Origin of the sequence: Comamonas testosteroni, assembly GCF_030505195.1 — a bacterium.
GTDB lineage: Bacteria > Pseudomonadota > Gammaproteobacteria > Burkholderiales > Burkholderiaceae_C > Comamonas > Comamonas testosteroni_G.
This window is the reverse complement of sequence record NZ_CP129672.1, coordinates 2626516-2652208: the sequence shown is the minus strand read 5'-3', so window position 1 is coordinate 2652208 and position 25693 is coordinate 2626516. Positions and strand designations below refer to the sequence as shown.

Here is a 25693-nt window from a genome sequence, read left to right as displayed (position 1 = left end):
AACACCATGCGCAGAGCCGCCATCGTCACCCCGCTTCGCACCCCCGTCGGTACTTTCGGCGGCAGCCTGCGCCCGGTTCCCGTGGAGGAGCTGGCTGCCACCACGGTGCGTGCCGTGGTGGAGCGCAGCGGCATAGACCCCGCCCGCATCGACGATGTGGTGTTCGCCCAGTCGTATGCCAGCAGCGAGACCCCTTGCGTGGGCCGCTGGGCCGCCTTGCAGGCCGGCCTGCCGGTGGAGGTGCCGGGCATGCAGCTGGACCGCCGCTGCGGCGGTGGTCTGCAGGCCGTTGCCACGGCCGCCATGATGGTGCAAAGCGGCGCGGCCGACGTGGTGATTGCCGGCGGCGTGGAGAGCATGAGCAACATCGAGTACTACAGCCCCGACATGCGCTGGGGCGCGCGCTCTGGCAATGTGCGCATGTACGACCGCCTGGATCGCGGCCGTGAGCGCTCGCAGCCCGTGGAGCGCTTTGGCAAGATTTCGGGAATGATCGAGACCGCTGAGAACCTGGCCCGCGACTACGGCATCAGCCGCGAGGCGGCCGACGCCTTTGCCATGCGCAGCCACCAGCGTGCCGCCGATGCCTGGGCCGCTGGTCGCTTTCACCACGAAGTCGTTCCCGTGAGCGTGCCCCAGCGCAAGGGCGAGCCTGTGCTGTTCAGCCAGGACGAGGGCTTTCGTGCCGCCACCACCATGGACAGCCTGGCCAAGCTGCGCGTGCTGATGCCCGGCGGCACGGTGACGGCGGGCAACGCCAGCCAGCAAAACGATGCTTCGGCGGCCTGCCTGATCGTGGCCGAGGACAAGCTGGCCGAACTGGGCCTGACGCCCATGGCCGCTTTGGTGGGATGGGCGGCAGCGGGCTGCGAGCCTTCGCACATGGGCATAGGCCCCGTTACCGCCGTGAAGAAGCTGCTGGCACGCCTGCACCTCACGCTGGACGATATGGATCTGGTGGAACTCAATGAGGCCTTCGCCTGCCAGGTGCTGGCCGTGCTCAAAGGCTGGGAGTGGCATGACCAGGCGGCCATCGAGCACAAGCTGAACGTGAATGGCTCCGGCATCTCGCTGGGCCACCCCATTGGCGCCACTGGCGTGCGCATTCTGGCCACGCTGCTGCATGAGCTTGAACGGCGCAAAGGCCGCTATGGCCTGGAGACCATGTGCATCGGTGGTGGCCAGGGCATTGCCGCCGTTTTCGAGCGTTACTGAACACCGTCTCCTCGGTTGTGCTTGCCACCGGCAGTCTCGGCCGGTGGCTTTTTTGCGTGGCTACGCAGGGATGGCTCAGGGTTACTACCCCATAAAAACGGGCGAAGCCCGGGTTTGCAAAATGCAGATTCCCGTAGGCAGCGGGCTCGCCCACCATGGCGTCTTATCGGTAAACCAGGCCAGATACGCATGACCCTCATGCATACCCACAACGGCCCCATCACCAGGAGAAAAAGACATGCACACCCGCACACGTCGCAACGTTCTACTGTCCGCGTTGGCGCTGAGCACGGCCACCACGGCCGTGGCCCAGATCGGTGCCGGCAACGCCCCTGTTCGCCTGCTGGTCGGCTACTCGGCCGGCGGCCCTGTGGACCAGGGCGCCCGCCTGTTTGCGCAGGCGCTTTCCAAGGAACTGGGTAGCCCGGTCACTGTAGAAAACAAGACTGGCGCCAATGCCACGCTGGCCGGCAGCGAGGTGGTGCGCGCCAAGCCCGACGGCAAGACCCTCTGGTTTGCCGCCAGCCCCACCATCACCATCAGCCCCAATGTGATGAAGCAGATGCAGTTCGATCCGGCCAAGGATCTGAGCGCACTGGCCCCCGTGCTGAGCTACTACAACGTGCTGGTGATCAACAACAACGAGCCCTACAAAAACACAGCCGAGCTGGTCAGCTACGCCAAGGCCCATCCCCAGAAACTCAGCTATGGCTCGGCCGGCATAGGCGGCTCCAACCATCTCGGCGCCCTGCTGCTCGCCACGCGCAGCGGCATCGAGATGAATCATGTGCCCTACAAAGGCAATGCCCCGGCCATGAACGATGTGATCGGCGGCCAGATCAGCATGATGATGGACATCATCAGCACTGCCAGCACCTATATCCACAGCCACAAGGTGCGGGCCGTGGCGGTGACCTCGCCCAGGCGCAACGCCTCTCTGCCCGATGTGCCGACCTTTGCCGAATCCGGCATCGAGGGCCTCAAGGGCTTTGACGTGGGCGGCTGGTATGGAGTCTACGGACCCAAGGGCATGGCGCCGGAGCTGGTGCAGCAACTGAACAAAGCCATCAATGCCGCACTGGGCCAGCCCGAGCTGAAAAAGCGCTACGCAGAACTGGGCTATGACGAATGGACCGGCTCTGCCCAGACGCTGACCGACCGCGCCGCCAAGGAGCGCGCCATGTGGGCCACCGTGACCCATGGCATCGAGATCAACTGACCATGACTGCACGCATCCACCATTTGCTGGAACGCAGCCTGGAGCAGGGAGCCGATGCCCCCTTCATTCTGCTGCCCGATCACAGCCTCAGTTTTGGAGACATCTCCCGCCTGGCCGATCAGGCCGAGAAGGAGTTGCGCAGCCTGCAGGTCCGCCCCGGCGACCGCGTAATGGTCGTCGCCGAGAACTGCCCCGAACACGCAGCGCTGATCTTTGCCTGCAGCCGCATAGGCGCCTGGTCTTGCGGCGTCAACGCGCGCATGGCGCCGGCCGAAATCGATGCCTTCGCCGAACGTGCCGATGCGCGCACCGTGTACTTCACGGCCAGCGCTTCCGCCAGCGCACAAGCACATGCCCGGCGCTACCAGGCCCTGCCCAGCTGTCTGCCAGGCATGGCCTACAGCCCCATCAAGGCGGACAGCCTCAGCGAAACCGGGCCGCTGCAATCCGAGGTGGCAGGCCTGATCTTCACTTCGGGTACCACCGGCCAGCCCAAGGGAGTGATGCTGGGCCATGATGCGCTGTGCCATTTTGCGCAGCAATCTGCGGCCTCGCGTGCGCTGTCGCCGGCTGACCGCTGCTATGCCTTCGTACCCATGACGCACATCTTTGGCCTGGCCACCGTCATGCTCACGGCCTTGCATGCGCGGGCCCAGCTGGTAATGCGCCCCCAGTTCGACCCGGCCGATCTGCTGGATGCACTCGAACACCATGGAGTCTCGCAACTGCAAGGCCCGCCCGCACTGTTCTCGCGTCTGTTGGCCTATCTGCAGGAGCAAGGCATAGATCAGGTCAAGGCTCCGGCGCTGCGCTTTGTCTATACCGGCGCCGGCCCTCTCGACATGGCGCTCAAAGAACGTGTGGAAAACCTCTTCGGTCAGGCCCTGCACCATGGCTACGGCCTGTCGGAATACGCGGGCTCGGTCCATATCACCCGCATGCGCGAGTGGCGCAAGGACACCAGCGCTGGCTATGCCGTAGCCGAGGCTGAAGTACAGGTGACCGACCCAGCCACCGGCCAGGCCCTGCCCTGCGGAGAGCGCGGAGAGCTGTGGGTGCGCGGCCGTGGTCTGATGCCCGGCTATTTCCGCGACCCGCAAGCCACCGCTGCAGCCATGCGCCCCGGCGGCTGGTATGCCAGCGGCGACCTGGGCGAGCTGAGTTCAGACGGTGCTCTGTGGGTGGTGGGCCGCCTGAAGGAAATGATCATTCGCTCCGGCTTCAACGTCTATCCCGCCGAGGTCGAGACCGCACTGAATGCATATCCCAGCATCGAGCGCTCGGCCGTGGTGGGGCGCAAGGAGGCCGATGGCAACGAACAGGTGATTGCCTTCGTGGAACTGCGCCCCGGTTGCCTGCTGGATATCCCGGCCCTGCAAGCCCATTTGCGCGAACGACTGGCGCCCTACAAGCGCCCATCCCGCATCGAGACGGTGGCCGCGCTGCCCACCAACCCGAACGGAAAAATCGTCAAACGCCTGCTGCATGCCCAGGCCGAATCCCTTCCCATGTGAGGCCAGGGCCTCCGCCAAGATCCAGTGAGACATCCTCCATGCCATCCCACGCCGTTTCCCTGAACCGCCGCCATCTGCTCGCAGCAGCCGTGCTCAGCTCCCTGGGCAATGCCTCCTGGTCCCAGGCCAGCCACTGGCCAGTCAAGGCCGTGAAGTTCACCGTGCCGTTTCCTCCCGGTGGCCCGGTGGACACCACGGCGCGCATCTTCACGCAAAAGCTGGCCACGATGTGGAACCAGGCCGCCATCATCGACAACCGCGCCGGCGCGGGCGGCGTGGTCGGTGCCGCAGCTGCGGCCAAGGACCCAGCCGATGGCTACAACTTCTTTGTCGGCTCCATCCACCATGCGGTGAACCCCTGGCTGATGGGCAAGCTGTCCTATGACATCGAAAAGGACTTCGTCCCCGTCAGCTTTGCCGCGCTGTTCCCGGTCTTTCTGGTGGCCCATCCCTCCGTGCCGGCGAACAACGTCAAAGAGCTGATTGCGCTGTCCCAAAAAGGCACGGTGCTCAGCTATGGCTCATCCGGCAATGGCGGCGGCACCCACTTGGCGGGCGAGCTTTTCAACATGGAAGCCGGCACCCAGCTGCAGCACATTCCCTACAAGGGCAGTGCACCGGCCATGACCGACTTGCTGGGCGGGCAGATCCAGCTGATGTTTGCCGATGCCCCTTCAGCCCTGCAACACATCAAGACAGGCCGTATCAAGGTGCTGGGCGTGGCCAGCAAGAAGCGCTCGGACATGCTGCCCCAGGTGCCGACGATTGCAGAATCCGGCGGTCTACCGAACTACGAAGCCTATTCATGGGCTGCGCTGTTTGCACCAGCCAAGACGCCGGAGACAGTGCTGGCCAAGCTGAACGCCGACTTCAACCTGGCCCTGAACGACCCTGCCGTCAGGACCCGTCTGCTGGAGGCCGGCGCCGAAGGCGATCCCGGCACGGCCGAAGAGATGCGCCAGCGCCTGAAAGGCGAGCTGCGGAAGTGGCAGAAGGTGATACAGACCGCAGGCATCAAGGCCGGCTGACCCCCTGTCTCAACACGCAGCCATGGTCCCGGAGGAAAACAGCATGCCTGAGGCGCTTCTGTCGCTTTCGCGCCATGCGCGCTCGCCCGCTTCGCGGCACTCCCGGAGCGGCGCCATATTCCGTGAAGACGGTGTTTCAGATTCACGAATTGAGACCGGGGCGCGATGCAGGCATGCTGACCTCAAAACAAGGAAACCCGGAGCCTCACCCATGCACTTAAGCGCACAGACCCACTACCAGGCCGAACTGGATGCCGGCCGATTCGCCATCCAGCAATGCACGGCCTGCCAGCAACATGTGTTCACCCCGCGCGAGCTGTGCCCGCACTGCGGTGCCAGCCCGCTGCGCTGGGTACGCCCCAGCGGCAAGGGTACGGTCTACTCCACCACCACCATCGCCCGCAAAGCCGAAGCCGGCGGTGACTACAACGTGGCGCTGATCGATCTGGATGAAGACGTGCGCATGATGAGCCGCATCGAAGGCATTGCACCCGAGCGCGTGCAGATCGGCATGCGGGTCACTGCCCAGACGATCCAGCACAACGGCAAGGGACTGGTCGTATTCCACCCCGCCGTCAATGCACCAGGAGAGGTCGCATGAGTGCTTCTCTGCCTTCATCCAGCCTGGATGCCGCAGCCGCGAATCGCGCCCTGCGCGGCAAAGTAGCCATTGCCGGCGCTGCCACCTATGGCTGCGGCGAATCCCCCGGCATGGACGATATGACGCTGCTGGTACGTGCTGCCCACGCGGCAGTGGCCGATGCCGGCCTGTCCATGCAGGACATCGACGGCCTTGCCACCTGCAGCGTCACCGCCAGCATGTGGGCCATGCCGGTGATCGAACATCTGGGCATCAACCCCACCTACATCGACGGCACCATGCTGGGTGGCAGCAGCTTCGTGGCCCATTTGCTGCCCGCCATGCGCGCGCTGGAAGCAGGGCAGTGCAAAGCCGTGCTGATCTGCTACGGCAGCGCCCAGCGCTCCGGTGTCGCGGGCCGCAAGGACATCGTGGCCGCTCGGCGCACCATGGACCCTCAGCCCTACGAACACCCTTACGAGCCGCTGCTGCCGGCCTCTGCCTATGCGCTGGCCGCCCAGCGCCATATGCACCAGTACGGCACCACGCGCGAGCAGCTGGCCGAGGTGGCAGTAGCAGCCCGTGCCTGGGCCCAGCTCAACCCCGAAGCCTTTATGCGCGACCCGCTCACCATCGACGATGTGCTGAAGGCGCGCATGGTCTCCAGCCCCCTGGGCGTGCGCGACTGCTGTCTGGTCACCGACGGTGCCGGTGCCATCGTGCTCACCCGCGCGGACCGAGCCAAGGATTTGCCACAGCCCCCCGTCTACATCCTGGGCAGTGCCACGGCCTGCTGGAACCGCCAGATCTCCTGCATGCCCGATCTGACCGTGACCTCGGCCACCCAATCCGGCCGGCAGGCCTTTGCCATGGCGGGGCTGACGCCAGCCGACATGGACATGGCCCAGCTGTACGACGCCTTCACGATAAACACCCTCTTGTTCCTGGAAGACCTGGGCTTTTGCCGCAAAGGCGAGGGCGGCTCCTTTGTGCAAGGCGGTGCCATCGCCCCCGGCGGCCGCCTGGCCGTGAACACCAATGGCGGCGGTCTGTCCTGCGTCCACCCGGGCATGTATGGCGTGTTCCTGCTGATCGAGGCCGTGCGCCAGCTTCGCGGTCAGGCCGGCCAGCGGCAACTGGCACGCCACCGCACGGCCGTGGTCCATGGCAATGGCGGCACGCTGTCCAGCCAGGCCACGGCGGTTCTGGGGAACTTCACCCCCTGAGTCGCTTCGCGCCTTCCCCCTGACCGGGCGTCCTCTCTCGCTTCGCCGGAGGGGGACGACAGCCTCGCCGCGGGGCGGCGGGGCCGCCAAGGCCCTTGCTCGCTGCCTCTGGCCTGAACTGCGCCACCTGCGTTTGCCATAGGCGATGCTTCACCCCCTGAATAACTGACAAGGAAATCACGCCAATGATTCGCGACCCCGAAACCCTTGAAGCCCTGCTCGACAGCGTGCGCCGCTTTGTCCGTGAGCGTCTGGTGCCTGCCGAAAACGAAGTGGCCGATACCGACGAAATCCCCGCCACCATCGTGCAGGAGATGCGCGATCTGGGCCTCTTCGGGCTGACCATTCCCGAGCGCTTCGGGGGGCTGGAGCTGACCATGGAGGAAGAGGTCCGCGTGCTGCTGGAGCTGTGCCAGACTGCACCGGCATTTCGCTCCGTCATCGGCACCACCGTCGGCATTGGCTCACAAGGCATTTTGATGGATGGCACGCCCGAACAACAGGCCCAGTGGCTGCCCAGGCTTGCCACTGGCGAGGTGATTGCCTCGTTCGCGCTGACCGAGCCCGAAGCCGGCTCTGACGCGGCATCGCTGCGCACCACGGCGGTCAAGAACGGCGACCACTACATCGTCAACGGCACCAAGCGCTTCATCACCAATGCGCCGCACGCGGGCATGTTCACGCTGATGGCCCGCACCAACCCCGAGGACAAGGGCGCGGGTGGTGTGTCCTCCTTCATCGTCGACGCCAGGTCTGCGGGCATCAGCTTCGGCAAATACGACAAGAAAATGGGCCAACGCGGCGCCCACACCTGCGATGTGATCTTTGACAACGTCAAGGTGCCGGCCGCCAATCTGATCGGCCTGCAGGAAGGCAAGGGTTTCAAGACCGCCATGAAGGTGCTTGAAAAAGGCCGCATTCACATTGCCGCCGTGGCCGTGGGCTGCGCCAGACGCATTCTGCGCGATGCCCTGCAGTACGCGCTGGAGCGCAAGCAGTTCGGCCAGCCGATCTGCGACTTCCAGCTGGTGCAGGCCATGCTGGCCGACAGCCAGGCGGAGCTGTACGCGGCCGAATGCATGACGATTGATGCGGCCCGCCGCCGTGACGACGGCGGCAATGTGTCGACCGAGGCCTCCAGCGCCAAGATGTTCGCCACCGAGATGTGCGGCCGCGTGGCCGACCGCGCGGTGCAGATCCTGGGCGGGTCGGGCTATATGTCCGAATACGGCATCGAGCGCTTCTACCGCGATGTGCGTCTGTTCCGGCTGTACGAGGGCACGACGCAGATCCAGCAGATCATCATTGCCCGCAACATGGTTCGCGAAGCCCGCGCCAACGCATGAGCGTCCTCACCCCTTCGACCACAATGCCCGCAGCATCCGCCCATGAGCGCAGCGCTTTCATGCGCCTGCTGGGCGCTTGCCAGGTGGCCGATGCGCCCCCCGGCATGGTGCAGATACGACTGCCCGAGTTGCCCGAGGAGCTGCTCAACCAGCTGCCTGCCGCCCATGGCGGCGTGCTGATGAGCCTGCTGGATTCGGTGATGTCGCGCGCCGCCAGCGCGCTGCCCCAGGCGCCATCGCAGACCGCCGTGACGGTGGAGATGAGCAGCCGTTTTCACCGTCCCGGTCGCGGTGGCTTGCTGGCCGAAGGCTGGGTCGTGCAAGCCAGCCGCAGCCTGTGCAGCTGCGCCGCCAGGATCACCGACGCACAAGGCACGCTGGTGGCTACCGCCCAGGGCACGTTCAAGTACTGGAAGGCCCCAACCACACTCGAAAAGTGAGCAGTCATCGCCCGTGAAACCACGGTTTTAGACTTAAATCACCTTGAAACCTCCACTTTACGGGCGCAGTGCGCTCTCGTTTTAGAAAGTGTTGACGCTCCTAGAGCAGCTCGCCGGTATCGGACGTTCCCGCAGCATCCATCACCAGCAGCTGCACCAGCTCCTTGGCAAAACTGGGCAGCGCATCCAGGCTGCGCATGCAGATCTGCATATCGCGAACCGACCAGGCATCCGACAGCGGCACGATGGCGATGTTCATGACTGCCGCATGGCGGCTGGCCGCCGACTCCGGCAGCACGCCCACGCCCACGCCGGACTCGATCATGCGGCAAGCCGTCTCGAAGTTGCCGACCTGGATGCGCTGCTTGATGGGCTTGTGCAGATGGTCCGAGGCCTGACGCAGAAAAGCATGGATGGCGCTGGACTCGTGCAGGCCCACATAGTCCAGATCCAGCGTGTCGGAGAACGCCAGCTGCATCACCCCATCCAGCGCATGCCCCTTGGGCACCACCAACACCAGCCTGTCCTTTCGATAGGGCAGGGTTTCCAGGTTCTCGGTGCGCACCAGACCGGCCACGATGCCGATGTCGGTCTGCCCTTCGGTCACGGCGCGCACGATGTCGTGGGACAGACGCTCGCGCAGATCCACATTCACATCCGGATTGCGACCCAGAAACTCGCGCAATACCGGCGGCAGGAATTCGCTCAGCGAAGTGGTGTTGGCATACACGCGCAGATGGCCCTTGATGCCACGCACATACTCCTGCATGTCACCGCGCAGGTGCTCGATCTGGCTGAGCACCATGCGCGCATGGGTCACAAACGCCTGGCCGGGCGGCGTCAGCGTCACGCCCTGACTGGTGCGGTAGAGCAGCTTGGTGCCGATGCTGTCTTCCAGATTCTTGATGCGCGTGCTGGCGGCCGGCAATGAAATGCACGAGAGTTCGGCACCACGAGTCATGCTGTTGGCCTCCGCGATATGGGTCATCAGGCGCAGGTCTACGAGGTCAAAGTGCATGGACATGGCTGCATTGTATGAATGCAGCCAGTGATCGGCTGTCGCGGATTGGCGTGGTCGGCCCGGATAAACCCGGCTTCCACAAATGCGAAACACGCAGCGGCCGGGCTTGCCTACGATGTCTGCTAGCCTCTTTTCGGACCTGAACCCTCCTTCCGCCTCCATGACTGCTGCTTCCCCTGCCTCTTCTGACACTGCCCGCACAGGTGCCCTGAGCCATCTGCGCGTACTGGACCTCTCCCGCGTGCTCGCCGGCCCCTGGTGCACGCAGAATCTGGCCGATATGGGCGCCGACGTGATCAAGATCGAAAAGCCCGGCGAAGGCGATGACACCCGCCACTGGGGCCCGCCCTTTTTTGCCGATGCACAGGGCGATGCCTCCGCACATGCCTGCTACTTCGCGGCCTGCAACCGCAACAAGCGCTCGGTCACGGTCGACATGGCAACCCCGCAAGGCCAGGCCATCATCCGCGAGCTGGCCAGGGACAGCGACATCGTGGTGGAGAACTTCAAGACCGGCGGCCTGCAGCGCTACGGCCTGGACTACGCCAGCCTTGCGGCCCTCAATCCCCGTTTGATCTACTGCTCCGTCACCGGCTTCGGCCATACCGGGCCCTATGCGCCGCGCGCAGGTTACGACCTGCTGATCCAGGCCATGAGCGGTCTGATGAGCATCACCGGGCGCGCGGACAGCGAGCCCGGCAGCGGCCCCTTGCGCGTGGGTGTGGCCGTGATCGATCTGTTCACCGGCATGTATGCCACCAGCGCCATTCTGAGCGCGCTGGAAGCACGACACCACACGGGCCGGGGCCAGCATATCGATATGGCGCTGCTGGACGTGGCCATGGCAGTGCTGGCCAACCAAGGCACAGGTTTCCTGAACACCGGCAGCATTCCGGGCCGCCAGGGCAACACCCACCCCAGCGTGGTGCCTTATCAGGACTTTCCCACAGCCGACGGCAATATGCTGCTGGCGATAGGCAACGACGGCCAGTTCGCACGCTTTTGCGAAGCAGCCGGCGTGGCCTGGCACCAGGACGCGCGCTTCACCACGAACGCGGGCCGGGTCATTCACCGAGTGGAGATGGTGGACATGATGTCCGAGCTGACCGTCAGCCGCAGCACGGCCGACTGGATCGCGCTGCTGGAAGCCCGCGCCGTGCCCTGCGGCCCCATCAACAACATCCATCAGGCCTTTGAAGACCCCCAGGTGCAGGCACGTGGCCTGCGCATCACGCAGCAGCGCTACCCGGATGGCCAGCTGCCGCAGGGCGAGTGCATCAACCAGGTGGTCACCACGGCCAGCCCTTTGCGCCTGTCCGACACTCCAGCCACACTGCGCTATGCGCCTCCAGCCCTGGGCCAGCACACCGAGGAGGTGTTGCGTGAAAGACTGCAGCTCGACGCTGCACAACTGCAGGCGCTGCGCGACAAACAGGTGCTCTAGCCTCGCAAGACCGCTCCATGCCTTGTTTGGGTGGACCGCGCCTGATACGGGCTAGGCCGAGGTCGCCTGCTCCAGCTCCTGCGCCAGCGTACGCACGAGCTCGGCGGCAGGCAGGGCGCGTGCCAGCGGTGCGCCCTGGCCGGCCCAGTGCGCGGCATAGTCGCTGCTGCCCTGCGCGCTGGCGGCCTGGTGCAGCGCCTTGCCCGCGTCATACACCATGGGGTAGGCGGGCAGTGCACCCGCATAGTCTCGTCCCAGCTGGTGCAGACGGTTGAACATGCCGCGCGCAGGGCGTCCGGAAATGGCGGCGGTGATGGCCGTGTGCTGCGCGCTGTCGCTTTGCAGCTCGGCGCGGTAGGCCTGGCTGGCTGCGGATTCAGGGCAGAGGATGAAGGCCGTGCCCATCTGCACGGCACAGGCTCCCAGCTGCAAAGCGGCAGCGATGCCTGCACCGTCCATGATGCCGCCAGCGGCGACCACGGGCAGGCGGGACTCGCGCGCCAGCAGTCGCACCAGCGCCATGGTTCCCATCAGAGTGTCCTGCTCTGGCACGAAAGCGCCGCGATGGCCGCCCGCCTCCATGCCCTGGGCCACGATCACATCCACCCCGGCCTGCTCGATCTGGCGCGCCTCGTCGAGACTGGTGGCACAGGCCAGCGTGGTGATGCCGGCGGCGCGCAAGGCATCGACAAAGCCCTGCTCAGGCAGGCCGAAATGAAAGCTCACCACGGCGGGACGCAGCTCCAGCAGCATGGCCTGCAATCGCGCATTGCCCAGCGCGGACTCGTAGATGCAGCGCAGGGCGGGCGGCGCGCACGCGCCGTAGCGCTCGAACTCCGGCGCCAGATAGCGCAGCCACTGTGCTTCACGCTCTGCATCTGCTGCTGGCGCACGGTGACAGAAGAGGTTGACGTTGAAGGGCCGCTCGGTCAGCGCGCGCGTCTGCTCGATGTGCTGGCGCGCCTGCTCAAGGCCATAGGCACCTATGCCCACCGAGCCCAGGGCCGATGCATTGCTCACGGCGGCCGCCAGCTGCGGGGTCGAGGTCCCGGCCATCGGGGCCTGAATGATGGGATGCTGCAGGCCCAGTCCTGTCATCCATGAAGGTAGTTTGCTCATCGCGCGTCTCCCGGTTTCACATCTCGATCCTGATCATTGCGCGGTGCGGGCCAGGCGGCTAGAGGCCACCAGCAGCGCGCCCAGGCCCAGCGCCGCGCAGCCCAGCACGAACAGCTGGCGATAGCTGCCGGTACTGACGTAGACAAATGCCATCAGATAGCCGGAGCTGGCCTGCAACAGCGCAAATGCAGCCGTGGCATAGCCCCACATTTTCTTGTGCTGGCCGGGTCCAATGAGCTGCATCAGATAGCCCGAGGTAATGGCCGCCATGCCCGGTGACAGCGCTCCCACCACAAAGCCCGACAGCGCATGGCCGCCGAAACCGGCCCAGACCAGCGGCAGGCCGATGGCCACGGCCTTGAGGGCGTAGGCGCCCGTGGTCGTACCCCACCAGCCCCAGCGCGTAGCGCAGTAGGCCGCACACAGCGGCCCGACCATCGCGCCAAGCCCGAAGAAGGCCCATTGCGTCGATGCATAGGCGCCGCCCAACTGCAGCTCCCGATCCAGATAGTCCACCCAGAACACGGTGTGCGGCACAAAGCCGAAGGCGTCGCAGGCATAGGCAGTCAGCACCAGAATCACCGCCAGGCTCCACGGCGTTGTGCAGGAAGCTGCGACCGCCGTGGGCTGGACCGCCACCGGCGCATGCAGCGGGATCTGGCGCGCAGCATGCCAGCCGCTGTAAAGCGCCAGCGCACATAGCGCCGTCAATGCCCACCAGACGGCGCTCAGGCTGCTGCGCGCAAACATGGGCACCAGGGTGGCGGCCAGCAAGGCACCCACGCCAATGCCGCAGAACATCAGCGGACCCAACGCAGCACGGCGCTGCGGCGCGGCTGCAGCCATGGCCACCGACGGGCCCAGCACCATCAGCGCGGCCCCGGCAATGCCCGAGATCAGCCGCCAGACAAAGAACAAGCCCATGGGCTGGGGCAGGCTGCAGCCGGCAAAGCTCAGCATCACGGCCACCCAGCAGATCACCAGCACGCGCAGCGCGCCCCAGCGCTCGGCCAGCGGCGCGGCGACCAGCGCCCCGATCAGATAACCGAGCAGATTGGCTGCGCCCAGATAAGCCACCTGCTCGCCGCTGAACCAGCCCGCATGCACCATCTGCGGCATCAGCGCCGTATAGGCAAAACGCGCCAGGCCGACGCCGCTCAGGGTGGCCATGAAGCCGGTCAACAGCAGGGGAAGTTCTTTGCGCTCGATCACAGCTCGGATTCCGGGGGAAATTGGCATCAAGCCTAAACGCTGCGACGCAATCATGTCCAATGATTCAAAATGATGACTTGCATCTCAATTCAAGATATTGGAGCCGCCTATGCAACTCAAATCCCTGCGCATGTTCGAAGCCGTCTGCGAAAGCGGCAGCTTTGGTGCCGCAGCCCAGCGGCTGCACACCGTGCAATCCAATGTCACGGCCCATATCAAAAAGCTTGAGGGCGAAGCAGGCGTGCAGCTGCTGATGCGGGCCAGCCCGGTCTTTCCCACTCCGGCCGGACGCACGCTGCTGGAGTCTGCGCGGCAGATGCTGCAGTCGCATGACCAGGTGCTGGCCATGCTGCAAGCCCGGCAGTTTGCAGCCGGCCAGGTCAAGGGCGCCTTGCGCATCGGCTCGATGGAAACCACGGCCGCGCTGCGTCTGCCGCCACTGCTGGCCGAGTTGCGCAGGCAGCATCCGGATATCGACCTTGAGCTGGACGCCCAGCCCAGCGCCGCATTGCTGATGGAGCTGGCGGCCGGTCGCATCGACTGTGCCTTCATCAACGGTGCCGCACCACAGAGCGAGCTGCAATCCTGGCCCGTGTTCCGCGAAGAGCTGGTGCTGGTCAGCGGACAGCCTCTGACGCGCTTCCCCAGCGCCGCAGAGTTCAGCAGCGCCGTGTTTCTGGCCTTTCGCCAGGGCTGCAGCTATCGCCAGCGCATCGAGCTGCTGATGGCCTCTATGGGTGTGACGGCGGTACGCATCATGGAGCTGGGCATGCTGGACACCATCCTCGGCTGCGTGGCCGCAGGTATGGGCTATGCGCTGCTGTCGCGCTCGCTGGTCGAAGCCCAGCAGCAGCGCTTTGGCGTGCACTGGATGACTCTGCCCGGCAAGAGCGGGCAGGAGCTGGCCTTTGTCGACACCTGTTTTGTGACCGCCGCCGTGGCGGGCTGGTCGCCCGCACTGCATGCGTTTGCCCAGGTGCTGGGCGTCGGGCCTGGTGCCGCGCAGGCACGGCCCGTGCCGCTGGCCCTGGCGGCCTGAAACCGGCCCGCCATCACGGCTGCATCAGCGCGCGGCGGTACTGCAATGCCTCGGCCAGATGGGTTTGCGTGATGGCATCCGAGTCCGCCAGATCGGCGATGGTTCGCGCCACCTTCAAGGCCCGGTGCGTGCCGCGTGCCGACCAGCCAAGGCGCGTTGCAGCCTTGTGCGCAAAGGTCAGCGCCTCGGGCTCCAGCTGCAGATGCGTGTCGAGCTGCACGCCCTGCAACTGATGATTGGGCAGGCCCTGGCGCTGCAAGGCCTTGTCTCTGGCTGCACTCACGCGTTGCTGCACGGCCGCGCTGCTCTGCCCTTCGGGCGCTGCCAGAAGTTCCTCGGGCGACAGTGCCGCCACCTCCACATGCAGATCGATACGGTCCAGCAAGGGCCCGCTGATGCGCGCCTGATAACGTGCCACCTGATCAGGCGAGCAGCGGCAGGCCCTGACGCGCGAGCCCCAGTAGCCGCAGGGGCAGGGGTTCATGGCTGCCACCAACTGGAAACGGGCCGGAAACTCCGCCCTCTGCACAGCCCGCACGATGGTGATGCGACCGGTCTCCAGCGGCTCGCGCAAGGCCTCCAGGGCACTGCGCGCGAACTCAGGCAGCTCGTCCAGAAAAAGCGCCCCGCAATGGGCATAGGAGATTTCGCCAGGCCGGGGCGGAGAGCCGCCGCCGACCAGCGCGACGGAGCTGGCCGTGTGATGGGGAGCGGCAAACGGCCGCTGGCGCCACAACTGCGGCGTGAAACGACCGCTGAGGCTGGCAATGGCTGCGGCTTCGAGCGCTTCCTCATCGGTCATGCCGGGCAGCAAACCCGCAAAGCGCTGGGCCAGCATGGATTTTCCCGAACCCGGAGGGCCGATCATCAGCACACCATGTGCGCCGGCAGCTGCAATTTCAAGCGCGCGCTTGGCCTGCATCTGGCCGCGCACCTCGCGCAGATCCAGCGACGGCAAAGAAGCTTCAGCAGGTCTGGAGTGCACCCGCTGCCAGCCCTCCACGCCATCGCCCTGCTCCGACGGGGTGGCGTCATGCGCGATGAACTGCCTGACCACATCCAGCAGATGCGCAGCGCCGAAGACTTCGATTGCCGGCACGAAAGCGGCCTCCAGCGCACTGTCCGGCGGCAGCACCAGGCGCACGCGCTGTTGCTGACGCTGCAGGGCCAGCGCCGTAGCCAGGGCGCCGCGTACCGGGCGCAGGGCACCGGTCAGGGACAGCTCTCCTGCAAACTCATAATCGGCGAGCCGCTGTGCATCGATCTGGCCGCTGGCAGCCAGAATTCCCAGCGCTATCGGCAGGTCAAAGCGGCCTGAGTCCTTGGGCAGATCTGCCGGAGCCAGGTTGACCGTGATGCGCTGGTTGTTCGGGAACTCCAGCCCCGCATTGACGATGGCCGCGCGTACGCGCTCGCGGGCCTCCTTGACCTCCACATCCGCCAGGCCCACCAGCGTGAACGAAGGCAGTCCGTTGGCCAGATGGACCTCCACCGTGACAGCCGGTGCCTGCAGGCCCAGCAGGGCACGACTTTGAACCAGTGCCAGACCCATCACGCCCCTCCCCTTCAAGCCGGACTGTAGGGCTTAGCGTATGCGCCAGCGGCTCAAACAGGCAATAGGGGTGTGCACAGGCCGTCAGCCTGCGGCGTCATCGCGGGCCGGCCGTTTGCCTGCGGCCCGGCCACGACGGCGCTCGGCCTTGGGAAAGCCGCCCTGCTCCTGCATGAGCGCCGCCCTGGTGCGCACGCGCTCGAAGACCTGGGACAACACCTCAAGCTCGGCATCGCTGACGTCGCCAAGCAGCTCCTGGTTGATCGCCTGTATCTGCGGAAACAGCTGGGTGTGCAGCGCCAGCCCGGCGGCCGTCAGCTGCACCATGGCCTGACGCCCGTCGCCGGCCATGCCCTGCTTGTGCAGCAGCCCCTTGGCAATCAGCGCGGAGATGGTGCGCGAGGTGCGCGTGCGATCGAGCTGCGCCAGCTCTGCGAGCCCGGAGGGCTGCATGGCGCCCTTGGTGGCCAGCAGGCCGATCATGCGCCACTCGCGCCGGGTGATGCCGAAGCCGCCCTCGCACAGGCGCACCACCATGGTTCCCGCCGAGCTCATCAGACGGGCCAGATGGTAGAGGAACAAATCGTCCAGCTCGGACGGCTGCCGCCAGGGGTGGCGCTGCGCCTTGGTCATGGGTCTTTGTGGGTTTTCTCTAGGAATGATGGATTAGATCCATTATCGAGTCACTGCTTACAGTGGCTCCAAAGCAAACGACTGGAGACATCATGCCTTGCACCCGTATCGCCCGCAGCGCTCTGGCCGGGCTGGCGACCGCCGCGCTGCTGCTGCCGGCATCCCATGCTGCCGACAGCTGGCCCGCCAAGCCCATACGCATCATCGTTCCCACGCCGCCGGCCGGCCCTTCCGACCTCGCCGTGCGCCCGCTGGCGGCGGCCGTGCAAAAGGCGCTAGGTCAAGCCGTGATCGTGGAAAACCGGGCCGGTGCCAACGGCAATATCGGTGCGGCCGAGGTCGCCCGGGCTCCGGCCGACGGCTACACCTGGCTGTGGGCCATGGACCCGGTGCTCACCGTCAACAGGCATATCTACAAGAACATCGGCTATTCCAGCGATGCCATCGTGGTGCTCAACGCCGCCGCCAGGTTTTCGCAGACCCTGATCTGCAACCCCGGCCTCGGCTTCAAGTCCGTCAAGGACATGCTGGAGACCGCCAAGTCGCGCGAGCTGACCTATGCCACCGGCGGCGCGGGCTCGCCCGGCCATCTGGTCATGGAGTCCCTGCTGTCGGGCACCGGCGTGAAGATGGTGCATGTGCCCTACAAGGGACCGGCACCGGCCATGCAGGATCTGATGGGCGGCCAGGTGGACTGCGGCTTCCTGGCAGCTCCCACGGTGCTGCCCCAGATCCAGAGCGGCCGGGTCACTGCCCTGGCAACCACAGGGCGCACGCGCTCGCCCCTGCTGCCGGCATTGCCCACGATTGCCGAGTCGGGCTACCCCGATTTCGACGGCACCTACTGGCTGCTGCTGGCGGCTCCCAAGGGTGTTCCTGCCGAGATCCAGAAGCGCTTTCTCGCCGCCATGGATGCCGCCATCCGCTCGCCGCAGCAGCAGGAGCGGGTGAAGGCCGTGGATATCGAGATGGTGGGCAGCAGCCCCGAGCAGGCCCAGGCCAGGGTGCGCGAGATCTCGGCCAAATGGGAAGCGCTGGCCCGCAAGATCAATCTGAAACCCGATTGAGGCCAAGGCCGCAGGCCCTGGCGCCTGCCATCTGAGCGCTTCAGGCCAGTGCCGGCACGCACTTACACTGCCCGCTTTCAAGCAGAAATGGCGCGAGCCCTCGGCTCGGATCACAGACCAGGAGAGACATGACGATGCAAAGAAGAATCTTCGGCAAGCTCGCTGCGGGGCTCGGCCTGAGCGCAGGATTGCTGGGCAGCGGCGCGCTGCAGGCCCAGGACAGCCATGCCCTGTTTCCCAACAAGACACCGCTGCGCATGGTGGTCGGCTATCCGCCCGGCGGCGCCACCGACCGCGTGGCGCGCATCGTGGCCGACCGGCTGCAGGCCAGACTGGGCAGCCCGGTCATCGTGGAAAACAAGCCCGGCGCAGGCGGCCGTCTGTCGGCCCAGTACGTAAAGAATGCGCCGGCCTCCCAGCCCGCCATTTTGCTGGCCAATCCCGCCGTGATGGTGGTGGCGCCGCTGGTGTTTCCGGACTCGGGCTACGAGCCGGACAAGGACTTCCGCCCCATCAGCGAGGTCAACCGCTACGAGTTCGGTCTGGCCGTGGCCAGTGCCGTGCCCGTGAAGGAGCTGCCGCACCTGCTGGCCTGGCTCAAGGCCAATCCACAGCAGGCCAATTTCGGCGTGCCGGCCACGGGCAGCCTGCCGCACTTTTTCGCACTGATGCTGGGCGAGGCCGCCAAGGTGCCGGTCGAGGTCGTAGGCTACAAGGGCTCGGGCCCGCTGCTCACCGACCTGATGGGCGGGCAGATCCCCATTGCCGTGGACACTTTCGACACCCAGATCGCCCAGCACGAAGCGGGCAAGCTGCGCGTGCTGGCCACCTCGGGCGAGCGCCGCAGCGCCATGGCGCCCGGCATTCCCACACTCAAGGAGCTGGGCGTGAATCTGGTGGGCACGGGCTGGAACACCTTGTTCGCGCCGCAGAGCATGGCGCCGGCCACGGTGCAGCGACTGTCCCAGCTGGTGCAGGAGGTGATGAAGGAAGCCGACACGCAGCACAGGTTCGCCGCCTCCAACCTGGTGCCTGTGGTCAGCAGCGCGCAGGAGACGGAAAAAATGCTCAAGGCCTACCGCGCGCAATGGGCGCCGGTCGTACAGCGCTCGGGCTTCAAGCCCTGATATTTGAGGAGCATCTATCGCTTGCTACCAAACATTTTCAGCATCAAATCTATTCAGAATCCTTTCATAACAGGCGATAGAAGCTCCTGTTTTTGAATATTCCCCGCCCTCTCATGACCGACTCCCGCCCCAACCTGATCTTCATCCTGGCCGATGACCTCGGCTATGCCGACCTGGGCTGCACCGGTGCGCGCGATGCACACAACAACGCCACCGACGTCTCGCCGCGCCTGGATGCCATGGCGGCCCAGGGCCTGCGCTTCACGCGCGGCTACTCCAACTCGTCGGTGTGCTCGCCCACGCGCTTTGCGCTGGCCACGGGCCGCTGGCAGTACCGCCTGCGCGGTGCGGCCGAGGAACCCATCGCCAGCGTGCATGGCGACAAGGTGCTGGGCCTGCCGCCCGATCACCCCACGGTGGCCTCGCTGCTGCGCGATGCCGGCTATGCCACGGCCCTGGTCGGCAAATGGCATCTGGGCTACCCCCCGCATTTCGGCCCGCGCCTGTCCGGCTACGAGGAGTTCTACGGCTTTCACGCGGGCGGCGCCGACTACTTCGCCCACTGCGATCCGCGCGGGCGCCCCGACTTCTGGCGCAACGAGGAGCCGCACACCGAAGACGGCTACCTGACCGATCTGCTGAGCCGCCGCGCCGTGGACTTCGTCAAGCGCCAGACGGCCGAGCAGCCCTTCTACCTCTCGCTTCACTACAGCGCGCCGCACTGGCCCTGGCTGACGCGCGAGGACCGCGCCGAGTCCGAACGCCTGCAAGGCATGGGCAAGCACATAGACGGCGGCTCCATAGACACCTATCAGCGCATGATCCATCACATGGACGAAGGCATTGGCTGGCTGCTGGATGCGCTGGAGGAAAAAGGCATGAGCGAGAACACGCTCATCGTCTTCACCAGCGACAACGGCGGCGAGCGCTTCTCCAATACCTGGCCCTTCGTGGGCCAGAAGATGGACCTGCTCGAGGGCGGCATCCGCGTGCCTTTGCTGGCACGCTGGCCGGCGCGCATGACGGCCGGAGCCGTCTGCGACACGCCCAGCCTGAGCATGGACTGGTCGGCGACCTTTTTGGCCGCCGCCGGCGTGGCCGCGCATGCCGACTATCCGCTGGATGGCATCAGCCTGCTGCCGCTGATGCAGGATCAAAGCTGGATGCCCAAGCGCGACCTGGCCTGGCGCATGAAGCACCGCGAGCAAAAGGCCTTGATACGCGGCGACTGGAAATACCTGCAGATCGAGGGCATCGAATACCTGTTCCACATCGGCAACGACCCGCGCGAGCGCGCCAATCTGCGTGATCGTGAGCCCCAGAAGCTGGCCGAGCTGCGCAGCGCCTGGCAGCACTGGAATCAGGACTTGCCGCCCATTCCGCAGGAAGCCAAGGTCTCGCTGGTGTTCACCAAGGCAGACCTGCCCCAGGCCAGCTTCTGAATTGCTGCCTCCCCCCAAGCCCATCGCCCAGCCGATGGGCTTTTTCTTTGCCTGCGCCCAGATAAAGAGCGCGCACTCACTCTCAAATCCCCTGATTGGTGCAAGAAGCCGGGGAAAAGCAGAGCCATGGCGGTGCATCGCAAAAACGCACCATCTTGGTGCAATCAATTTCGGCCAGCACCCAGGTGGCGAAAGTTGCGCTCAGTGATTGTGAAAACTCGTAGCTTTTTGTACTGGGCAGCTATGGTCCGGTGCCTGTTTCAGGGCCTTGGGCAGCGCACCGTGCCGCAGTCGCCGCAGAGACTGGCACGGTCTGTGCTTTGAAAGTTCATCCGAGATTTTTGCCACGAAATTTTCAAACCGGAGGAACCCTGAATGCCTAGTCCCGCTGCAAGCCGTTTCAAGACTTTCGCCAAGACTGCCGCCCTGACCTGCGCCGTTGTCGCCCCCATGTGGGCCCATGCCCAGCTCTCCGCCAACGTTGCCCTGACCACCAACTACAAGTTCCGCGGTCAGGACCAGGACGCCAGCCGCACCAAGGCCGTGAAGCCCGCGCTGCAAGGTGGTTTTGACTACACGTTCGGCGACAGCGGCTTCTACGTGGGCAACTGGAACTCCTCCGTGGACTGGCTGCCCGGCAACTCGCTGGAAACCGACTTCTACGGCGGCTACAAGTTCAAGGCAGCCGATGTGGACTGGGACGTGGGCATGCTGACCTATGTGTACTCGGGCAATGCCAACGGCAACACCACCGAGATCTACGGCTCCGGCACCTACGGCCCGTTCACTGCCAAGTATTCGCACACGGTGTCCAAGGACTACTTCGGCTGGGCCGGCGCCAAGGCGGGTTCGGGTCTCAAGGGCCGCAACACCGGATATCTGCAGTTCTCCTACAGCCAGGAAGTGATGCCCAAGGTGACACTGAAAGCATCAGTTGGTTACACCCATTTTTCCAGCGACATCAAGGACCTGGGCGTTCCCAACTATGTGGACTACAGCTTGGGTGGTGCCTATGACCTGGGCGACGGCTTCTCTGCTGGTGCAGCGGTGACCGGCGCCAACAAGAAGGCCTACTTCGGCGATGTGAACAAGGCGCGTCTGATTCTGACGCTCTCCAAGACTTTCTAATTTTTCAGGAGCCCGTCATGAAAATGGTGATCGCCATCATCAAACCCTTCAAGCTCGACGAAGTGCGTGAAGCGCTTTCCCAAATCGGTGTCCAAGGCATCACCGTGACCGAAGTCAAGGGCTTTGGTCGTCAAAAGGGTCACACCGAGCTGTACCGCGGTGCCGAGTATGTGGTGGACTTTCTGCCCAAGCTCAAGATCGAGGCCGCGATTGCCGACGATCTGGTCGATGCCGCCATCGACGCCATCGAGGGCGCAGCCCGCACCGGCAAGATCGGCGACGGCAAGATCTTTGTGCAGACGCTGGAGCAGTCGATCCGTATCCGTACAGGAGAAACCGGCGACGCGGCCCTGTAAAGGCCCAGTCTCTCTGGAACCGTTTTGAGAAAGATTGCCATGATCAAGAAATTATTGAGCGCAGGCCTGGGACTGGGCCTGCTGGCTGCAAGTGCCACAGGCTTTGCCCAGGAAGCTGCAACGGCTGCCGCCGCCGCAGCGCCTGTGGCCGAAGCAGCGGCCGAGGCCGTTCCCACCCTGAGCGCCGGTGACACCGCCTGGATGCTGACCTCGACCATGCTGGTGATCCTGATGGTCATCCCCGGCCTGGCGCTGTTCTACGGCGGCCTGGTGCGCAGCAAGAACATGCTGTCCGTGCTGGCCCAGGTCTTCGTGATCTTTTCGCTGATCACCGTGCTGTGGGCCATCTACGGCTACTCGCTGGCCTTTGGTGGCGAGGGCAAGTTCTTCGCCGGCTTCGACAAGCTGTTCCTCATGGGGATCACGCCTGACACGCTGTCGTCCATGCTCAAGACCATCCCCGAATATGTGTTCGTGGCCTTCCAGTCCACCTTCGCCGCCATCACCGTGGCGCTGATCGTGGGTGCATTTGCCGAGCGCATCAAGTTCGCGGCCGTGATCGTGTTCTCCGTGCTGTGGTTCACCTTCAGCTACATCCCCATGGCCCACATGGTGTGGGGCGGCGGTCTGCTGGGTGCCGATGGCGCGCTGGACTTCGCGGGCGGCACCGTGGTGCACATCAACGCCGCCGTGGCCGGTCTGGTGGGTGCCTACATGCTGGGCAAGCGCATCGGCTTCGGCAAGGAAGCCCTGCCTCCTCACAGCCTGACGCTGACCATGGTGGGCGCCTCGCTGCTGTGGGTGGGTTGGTTCGGCTTCAACGCCGGCTCTGCCGGTGCTGCCAACGGCATTGCCGGCCTGGCCTTCATCAACACCATCCTGGCGACCGGCGCTGCCGCCATCTCCTGGATCGTGGCCGAAGCGCTGCTGCGCGGCAAGGCCTCCATGCTGGGCGCCGCCTCGGGTGCCGTGGCCGGTCTGGTGACCATCACGCCCGCCGCCGGTTTTGTCGGCCCCATGGGCTCCATCGTCATGGGCATCATCGCCGGCCCTCTGTGCTTCTGGGGCGTGTCCGGCCTCAAGCACATGCTCAAGGTCGACGACGTCTGCGACGTGTTCGGCGTCCACGGTGTCGGCGGTATCCTGGGTGCCATCCTGACAGGCGTGTTCTGCGCCAAGGGCCTGGGCGGTATCGAGCCCGAGGGCTACAACATGGCCCATCAGCTGTGGGTGCAGGTCGAGAGCGTGCTGGTGACCATCGTCTGGTCCGGCGTGGTCTCCTACGTGGCCTACAAGATTGCCGATCTGACCGTGGGTCTGCGTGTCTCGGAGGAGTCCGAACGCCAAGGCCTGGACATCACTTCTCACGGTGAGGTGGCCTACACCCGCTAAGCGGCAGGCTCTTCGCAAGTTCAGTTTCATTACGTTGCCCCGCAGTGCAAGCTGCGGGGCTTTTTTATTCACGCCTGCTTTTCAAAAAAATCAAAGACCAGGCCTTCCTGCCCAAGGGGCGGCCCGGCTACCATGCAGGCCATGGATTCAGCCACCAGCCAAATCAATCAGCTCAGCGAGCGCATTCGCGCCGCTGCCAGTGACAAGACCCCGCTGCGCATCTGCGGCGGCGGCAGCAAGGACTTCTATGGCCTGCGTCTGCAGGGCGAGCCGCTGTCCACGCGCGCGCTCAGCGGTATCGTCAGCTACGAGCCCAGCGAGCTGGTGGTGACCGTTCGCGGCGGCACGCCACTGGCCGAGCTGGAGGCAACATTGGCCAGCCAAGGCCAGTGCCTGGCTTTCGAGCCGCCGCACTTCGGCGCCGCCAGCACCGTCGGGGGCATGGTCGCCGCAGGCCTGTCCGGCCCGTCGCGTGCCAGCGTGGGCGCAGTACGTGACTTTGTGCTTGGCCTGGAGATGATCAACGGCCAGGGCGAGCTGCTGCGCTACGGCGGCCAGGTCATGAAGAATGTGGCCGGCTATGACGTCTCGCGCCTGATGACGGGCAGCTGGGGCACGCTGGGCCTGATCACCGAGATCAGCCTCAAGGTCCTGCCCATGGCCCCTGCGGAGGCCACGCTGCGCTTTGATAGCTGCAGCCAGGCGCAGGCGCTGGACTGGCTCAATCACTGGGGTGGCCAGCCTCTGCCGCTCAATGCCAGCAACTGGCTGGAAGAAGACGGCAAGGGCACGCTGTATCTGCGACTGCGCGGCGCCCGCGCCGCCGTTCAGGCCGCCACGCTGCGCCTGGGTGGCCAGCGGCTGGACAGAGACGCCGTTGCCGCCGACTGGAGCTCCAGCCGCGATCTGAACCTGCCCTGGTTCCAGCAGCGCGCTGCCGATCATTGCCTGTGGCGTCTGTCCACTCCTGCGACCGCAGCGCCGCTGCCATTGCCGCCAGGCGCAGCAGGCCCGTTCATCGACTGGCATGGCGCTCAGCGCTGGGTGCAGGCCCCGCGCTCGGCTGCTGCCGCCTTGCAGCAAATCGCGCAGGCAGCCGGCGGATCCGCTTCTCTTTTCAGAGCCGAGGACGCCAGCCAGACAAGCGCCAACAGCGATCTCGATGCGCATGCACAGGCCAGCCCGGCAGGCCGCACATCGGCACAGCTGCATGCCCGGCTCAAGCAGGCATTCGACCCCGCCGGCATTCTCAATGTGGGCCGTCTCTCGGCGCATTGGTAAGAACAAGGACAGCACCCCATGCAAACCAATCTCGCGCCCGAATACCGTGCCACGCCCGAAGGTCAGGAAGCCGAAGCCATCTTGCGCAAATGCGTGCATTGCGGCTTCTGCACCGCCACCTGCCCCACCTATCAGACCCTGGGCGACGAGCTGGACGGCCCGCGCGGCCGCATCTATCTGATCAAGCAGGTGCTGGAAGGGCAAACACCCACGCGGGCCACGCAGCTGCATCTGGACCGCTGCCTGACCTGCCGCAACTGCGAATCCACCTGCCCCAGCGGCGTGCAGTACGGCCACCTGGTCGATATCGGCCGCAAAATTGTCGATGAGCAGGTCGAACGCCCCACGGGCGAGAAGCTGCAGCGCTGGCTGCTCAAGGAGGGCATGAATTCCCCGCTGTTCGCCCCCGCGCTGAAGCTGGGCCGCGCCGTCAAAGGCCTGCTGCCTGAGTCCCTGGGCGAGAAGATACCGGCCGCCCAGGATGCCGGGGCCTGGCCCGTGCGCGAGCATGCGCGCAAGGTGCTGCTGCTGGCAGGCTGCGTGCAGCCGGCCATGATGCCCCGCATCAATTACGCCACGGCCCGCGTGCTGGACGCCGTGGGCGTGCAGACCGTGATTGCCGACAAGGCCGGTTGCTGCGGTGCGGTGAAATTCCACCTCAACGACCAGGACGGCGGCAAGGCCCAGATGCGCGCCAATATCGACGCCTGGTGGCCGCTGGTGGAACGCGGCGAGGTCGAGGCGATCGTGATGAACGCCTCGGGCTGTGGCGTCACCGTCAAGGAGTACGGCCATCTGCTGCGGCTGGAGCCGCAATACGCCGACAAGGCCGCGCGCATCAGCGCCCTGACCCGCGACCTCAGCGAACTGCTGCCGGACATGCTGCCCGAGCTGGTGGACAAGCTCAGGAACCGCGTCACGGTGCCACGGGCTCCCGTGGCCTATCACCCGCCCTGCACACTGCAGCATGGGCAGAAACTGCGCGGCGGCGTGGAAGCGGGCCTGCGCGAGCTGGGGTTCGATCTGCGCGTGGCGCGCACCGAGTCCCATCTGTGCTGCGGCTCTGCCGGCACCTACTCGGTGCTGCAGCCCGAGATCTCGCACCAGTTGCGCGACCGCAAGATCGCTGCACTGGACGAGCCTTTCGCCCCCGAAAAGCCCGCAGCGATTCTCTCGGCCAATATGGGCTGCATCGTCCACCTGCAAAACGGAACCGAGGTCCCGGTCATGCACTGGGTGGAGCTGCTGGATCAGGCCCTGACCACCGGCTGACACCCCCGCGTGCCACTGCAGTTTGCAATGCTGGCATGAT

General features: G+C 65.4%; 23 protein-coding genes. 18 read left to right on the top strand and 5 right to left on the bottom strand.

What is annotated here, in order from left to right:
* Nucleotides 1-6: 6 nt before the first annotated feature.
* The 8 genes from QYQ99_RS12030 (at nt 7) to QYQ99_RS11995 (ending at nt 8568) form a co-directional block, all read left to right on the top strand.
* Nucleotides 7-1215, top strand: coding sequence for an acetyl-CoA C-acetyltransferase (locus QYQ99_RS12030; RefSeq protein ID WP_302092850.1), 1209 nt, complete (start codon nt 7-9; stop codon nt 1213-1215).
* 238 nt (nt 1216-1453) lie between these two features.
* A complete protein-coding gene (locus QYQ99_RS12025) occupies nt 1454-2434 on the top strand; it encodes a Bug family tripartite tricarboxylate transporter substrate binding protein (RefSeq protein WP_302092849.1) in 981 nt (326 codons plus the stop codon).
* A gap of 2 nt (nt 2435-2436) precedes the next feature.
* Nucleotides 2437-3948: a class I adenylate-forming enzyme family protein gene (locus QYQ99_RS12020; RefSeq protein ID WP_302092848.1), complete on the top strand. Its 1512-nt coding sequence runs from the start codon at nt 2437-2439 to the stop codon at nt 3946-3948.
* Between the two features lie 38 nt (nt 3949-3986).
* Complete coding sequence (locus QYQ99_RS12015) at nt 3987-4976, top strand: Bug family tripartite tricarboxylate transporter substrate binding protein (protein WP_302092847.1); 990 nt, start codon at nt 3987-3989, stop codon at nt 4974-4976.
* 211 nt (nt 4977-5187) lie between these two features.
* On the top strand, nt 5188-5577 hold the full coding sequence (locus tag QYQ99_RS12010) for a Zn-ribbon domain-containing OB-fold protein (RefSeq protein ID WP_302092846.1): 390 nt from the start codon (nt 5188-5190) through the stop codon (nt 5575-5577).
* The gene (locus QYQ99_RS12005) at nt 5574-6782 is read left to right on the top strand and encodes a thiolase (RefSeq protein ID WP_302092845.1); all 1209 of its coding nucleotides are present in this window, start codon (nt 5574-5576) and stop codon (nt 6780-6782) included. Before QYQ99_RS12010 ends, QYQ99_RS12005 begins: the two co-directional genes overlap by 4 nt.
* Before the next feature lie 185 nt (nt 6783-6967).
* Nucleotides 6968-8128: an acyl-CoA dehydrogenase family protein gene (locus tag QYQ99_RS12000; RefSeq protein WP_302092844.1), complete on the top strand. Its 1161-nt coding sequence runs from the start codon at nt 6968-6970 to the stop codon at nt 8126-8128.
* Nucleotides 8125-8568 (top strand): PaaI family thioesterase, encoded by a 444-nt coding sequence (locus QYQ99_RS11995; RefSeq protein WP_302092843.1) that lies wholly within the window; start codon nt 8125-8127, stop codon nt 8566-8568. Before QYQ99_RS12000 ends, QYQ99_RS11995 begins: the two co-directional genes overlap by 4 nt.
* 100 nt (nt 8569-8668) lie before the next feature.
* Here the strand turns inward: QYQ99_RS11995 and QYQ99_RS11990 are convergent, their stop codons facing one another.
* Nucleotides 8669-9592, bottom strand: a complete 924-nt coding sequence (locus QYQ99_RS11990) for a LysR substrate-binding domain-containing protein (RefSeq protein ID WP_302092842.1) — start codon at nt 9590-9592, stop codon at nt 8669-8671.
* Nucleotides 9593-9749: 157 nt separating this feature from the next.
* Here QYQ99_RS11990 and QYQ99_RS11985 point away from each other — a divergent pair, with 157 nt between their 5' ends.
* The gene (locus QYQ99_RS11985) at nt 9750-11033 is read left to right on the top strand and encodes a CaiB/BaiF CoA transferase family protein (protein ID WP_302092841.1); all 1284 of its coding nucleotides are present in this window, start codon (nt 9750-9752) and stop codon (nt 11031-11033) included.
* Between the two features lie 51 nt (nt 11034-11084).
* On the opposite strand, the gene QYQ99_RS11980 is transcribed toward QYQ99_RS11985, so the two are convergent.
* Nucleotides 11085-12152 carry an NAD(P)H-dependent flavin oxidoreductase gene (locus QYQ99_RS11980; RefSeq protein WP_302092840.1) on the bottom strand — a complete coding sequence of 356 codons (1068 nt, stop codon included), beginning with the start codon at nt 12150-12152 and terminating at the stop codon, nt 11085-11087.
* 33 nt (nt 12153-12185) lie between these two features.
* Nucleotides 12186-13364, bottom strand: coding sequence for a YbfB/YjiJ family MFS transporter (locus QYQ99_RS11975; RefSeq protein WP_302092839.1), 1179 nt, complete (start codon nt 13362-13364; stop codon nt 12186-12188).
* 109 nt (nt 13365-13473) lie between these two features.
* Between QYQ99_RS11975 and QYQ99_RS11970 the strand changes: the two genes are divergently transcribed.
* The gene (locus QYQ99_RS11970) at nt 13474-14403 is read left to right on the top strand and encodes a LysR substrate-binding domain-containing protein (protein ID WP_302092838.1); all 930 of its coding nucleotides are present in this window, start codon (nt 13474-13476) and stop codon (nt 14401-14403) included.
* 13 nt (nt 14404-14416) lie between these two features.
* On the opposite strand, the gene QYQ99_RS11965 is transcribed toward QYQ99_RS11970, so the two are convergent.
* Together QYQ99_RS11965 and QYQ99_RS11960 are read right to left on the bottom strand one after the other, a co-directional pair.
* The gene (locus QYQ99_RS11965; RefSeq protein WP_302092837.1) at nt 14417-15955 is read right to left on the bottom strand and encodes a YifB family Mg chelatase-like AAA ATPase; all 1539 of its coding nucleotides are present in this window, start codon (nt 15953-15955) and stop codon (nt 14417-14419) included.
* 84 nt (nt 15956-16039) lie between these two features.
* Nucleotides 16040-16588, bottom strand: coding sequence for a MarR family winged helix-turn-helix transcriptional regulator (locus QYQ99_RS11960; RefSeq protein WP_302092836.1), 549 nt, complete (start codon nt 16586-16588; stop codon nt 16040-16042).
* Between the two features lie 92 nt (nt 16589-16680).
* Here QYQ99_RS11960 and QYQ99_RS11955 point away from each other — a divergent pair, with 92 nt between their 5' ends.
* From QYQ99_RS11955 to glcF, 8 genes are all read left to right on the top strand, one after another.
* Nucleotides 16681-17655: a tripartite tricarboxylate transporter substrate binding protein gene (locus QYQ99_RS11955; RefSeq protein ID WP_302092835.1), complete on the top strand. Its 975-nt coding sequence runs from the start codon at nt 16681-16683 to the stop codon at nt 17653-17655.
* Nucleotides 17656-17789: 134 nt separating this feature from the next.
* Nucleotides 17790-18782, top strand: a complete 993-nt coding sequence (locus QYQ99_RS11950; RefSeq protein WP_302092834.1) for a Bug family tripartite tricarboxylate transporter substrate binding protein — start codon at nt 17790-17792, stop codon at nt 18780-18782.
* A gap of 113 nt (nt 18783-18895) precedes the next feature.
* Nucleotides 18896-20224: a sulfatase family protein gene (locus QYQ99_RS11945; RefSeq protein ID WP_302092833.1), complete on the top strand. Its 1329-nt coding sequence runs from the start codon at nt 18896-18898 to the stop codon at nt 20222-20224.
* Nucleotides 20225-20599: 375 nt separating this feature from the next.
* Nucleotides 20600-21352 carry a TorF family putative porin gene (locus QYQ99_RS11940; protein ID WP_302092832.1) on the top strand — a complete coding sequence of 251 codons (753 nt, stop codon included), beginning with the start codon at nt 20600-20602 and terminating at the stop codon, nt 21350-21352.
* Nucleotides 21353-21369: 17 nt separating this feature from the next.
* Nucleotides 21370-21708 (top strand): P-II family nitrogen regulator, encoded by a 339-nt coding sequence (glnK, locus tag QYQ99_RS11935; protein ID WP_302092831.1) that lies wholly within the window; start codon nt 21370-21372, stop codon nt 21706-21708.
* Between the two features lie 39 nt (nt 21709-21747).
* Nucleotides 21748-23100 (top strand): ammonium transporter, encoded by a 1353-nt coding sequence (locus QYQ99_RS11930; protein ID WP_034370965.1) that lies wholly within the window; start codon nt 21748-21750, stop codon nt 23098-23100.
* A gap of 132 nt (nt 23101-23232) precedes the next feature.
* Nucleotides 23233-24381: a glycolate oxidase subunit GlcE gene (gene glcE, locus QYQ99_RS11925; protein ID WP_302092830.1), complete on the top strand. Its 1149-nt coding sequence runs from the start codon at nt 23233-23235 to the stop codon at nt 24379-24381.
* Nucleotides 24382-24399: 18 nt separating this feature from the next.
* A complete protein-coding gene (gene glcF / locus QYQ99_RS11920; protein WP_302092829.1) occupies nt 24400-25653 on the top strand; it encodes a glycolate oxidase subunit GlcF in 1254 nt (417 codons plus the stop codon).
* Nucleotides 25654-25693: the final 40 nt, after the last annotated feature.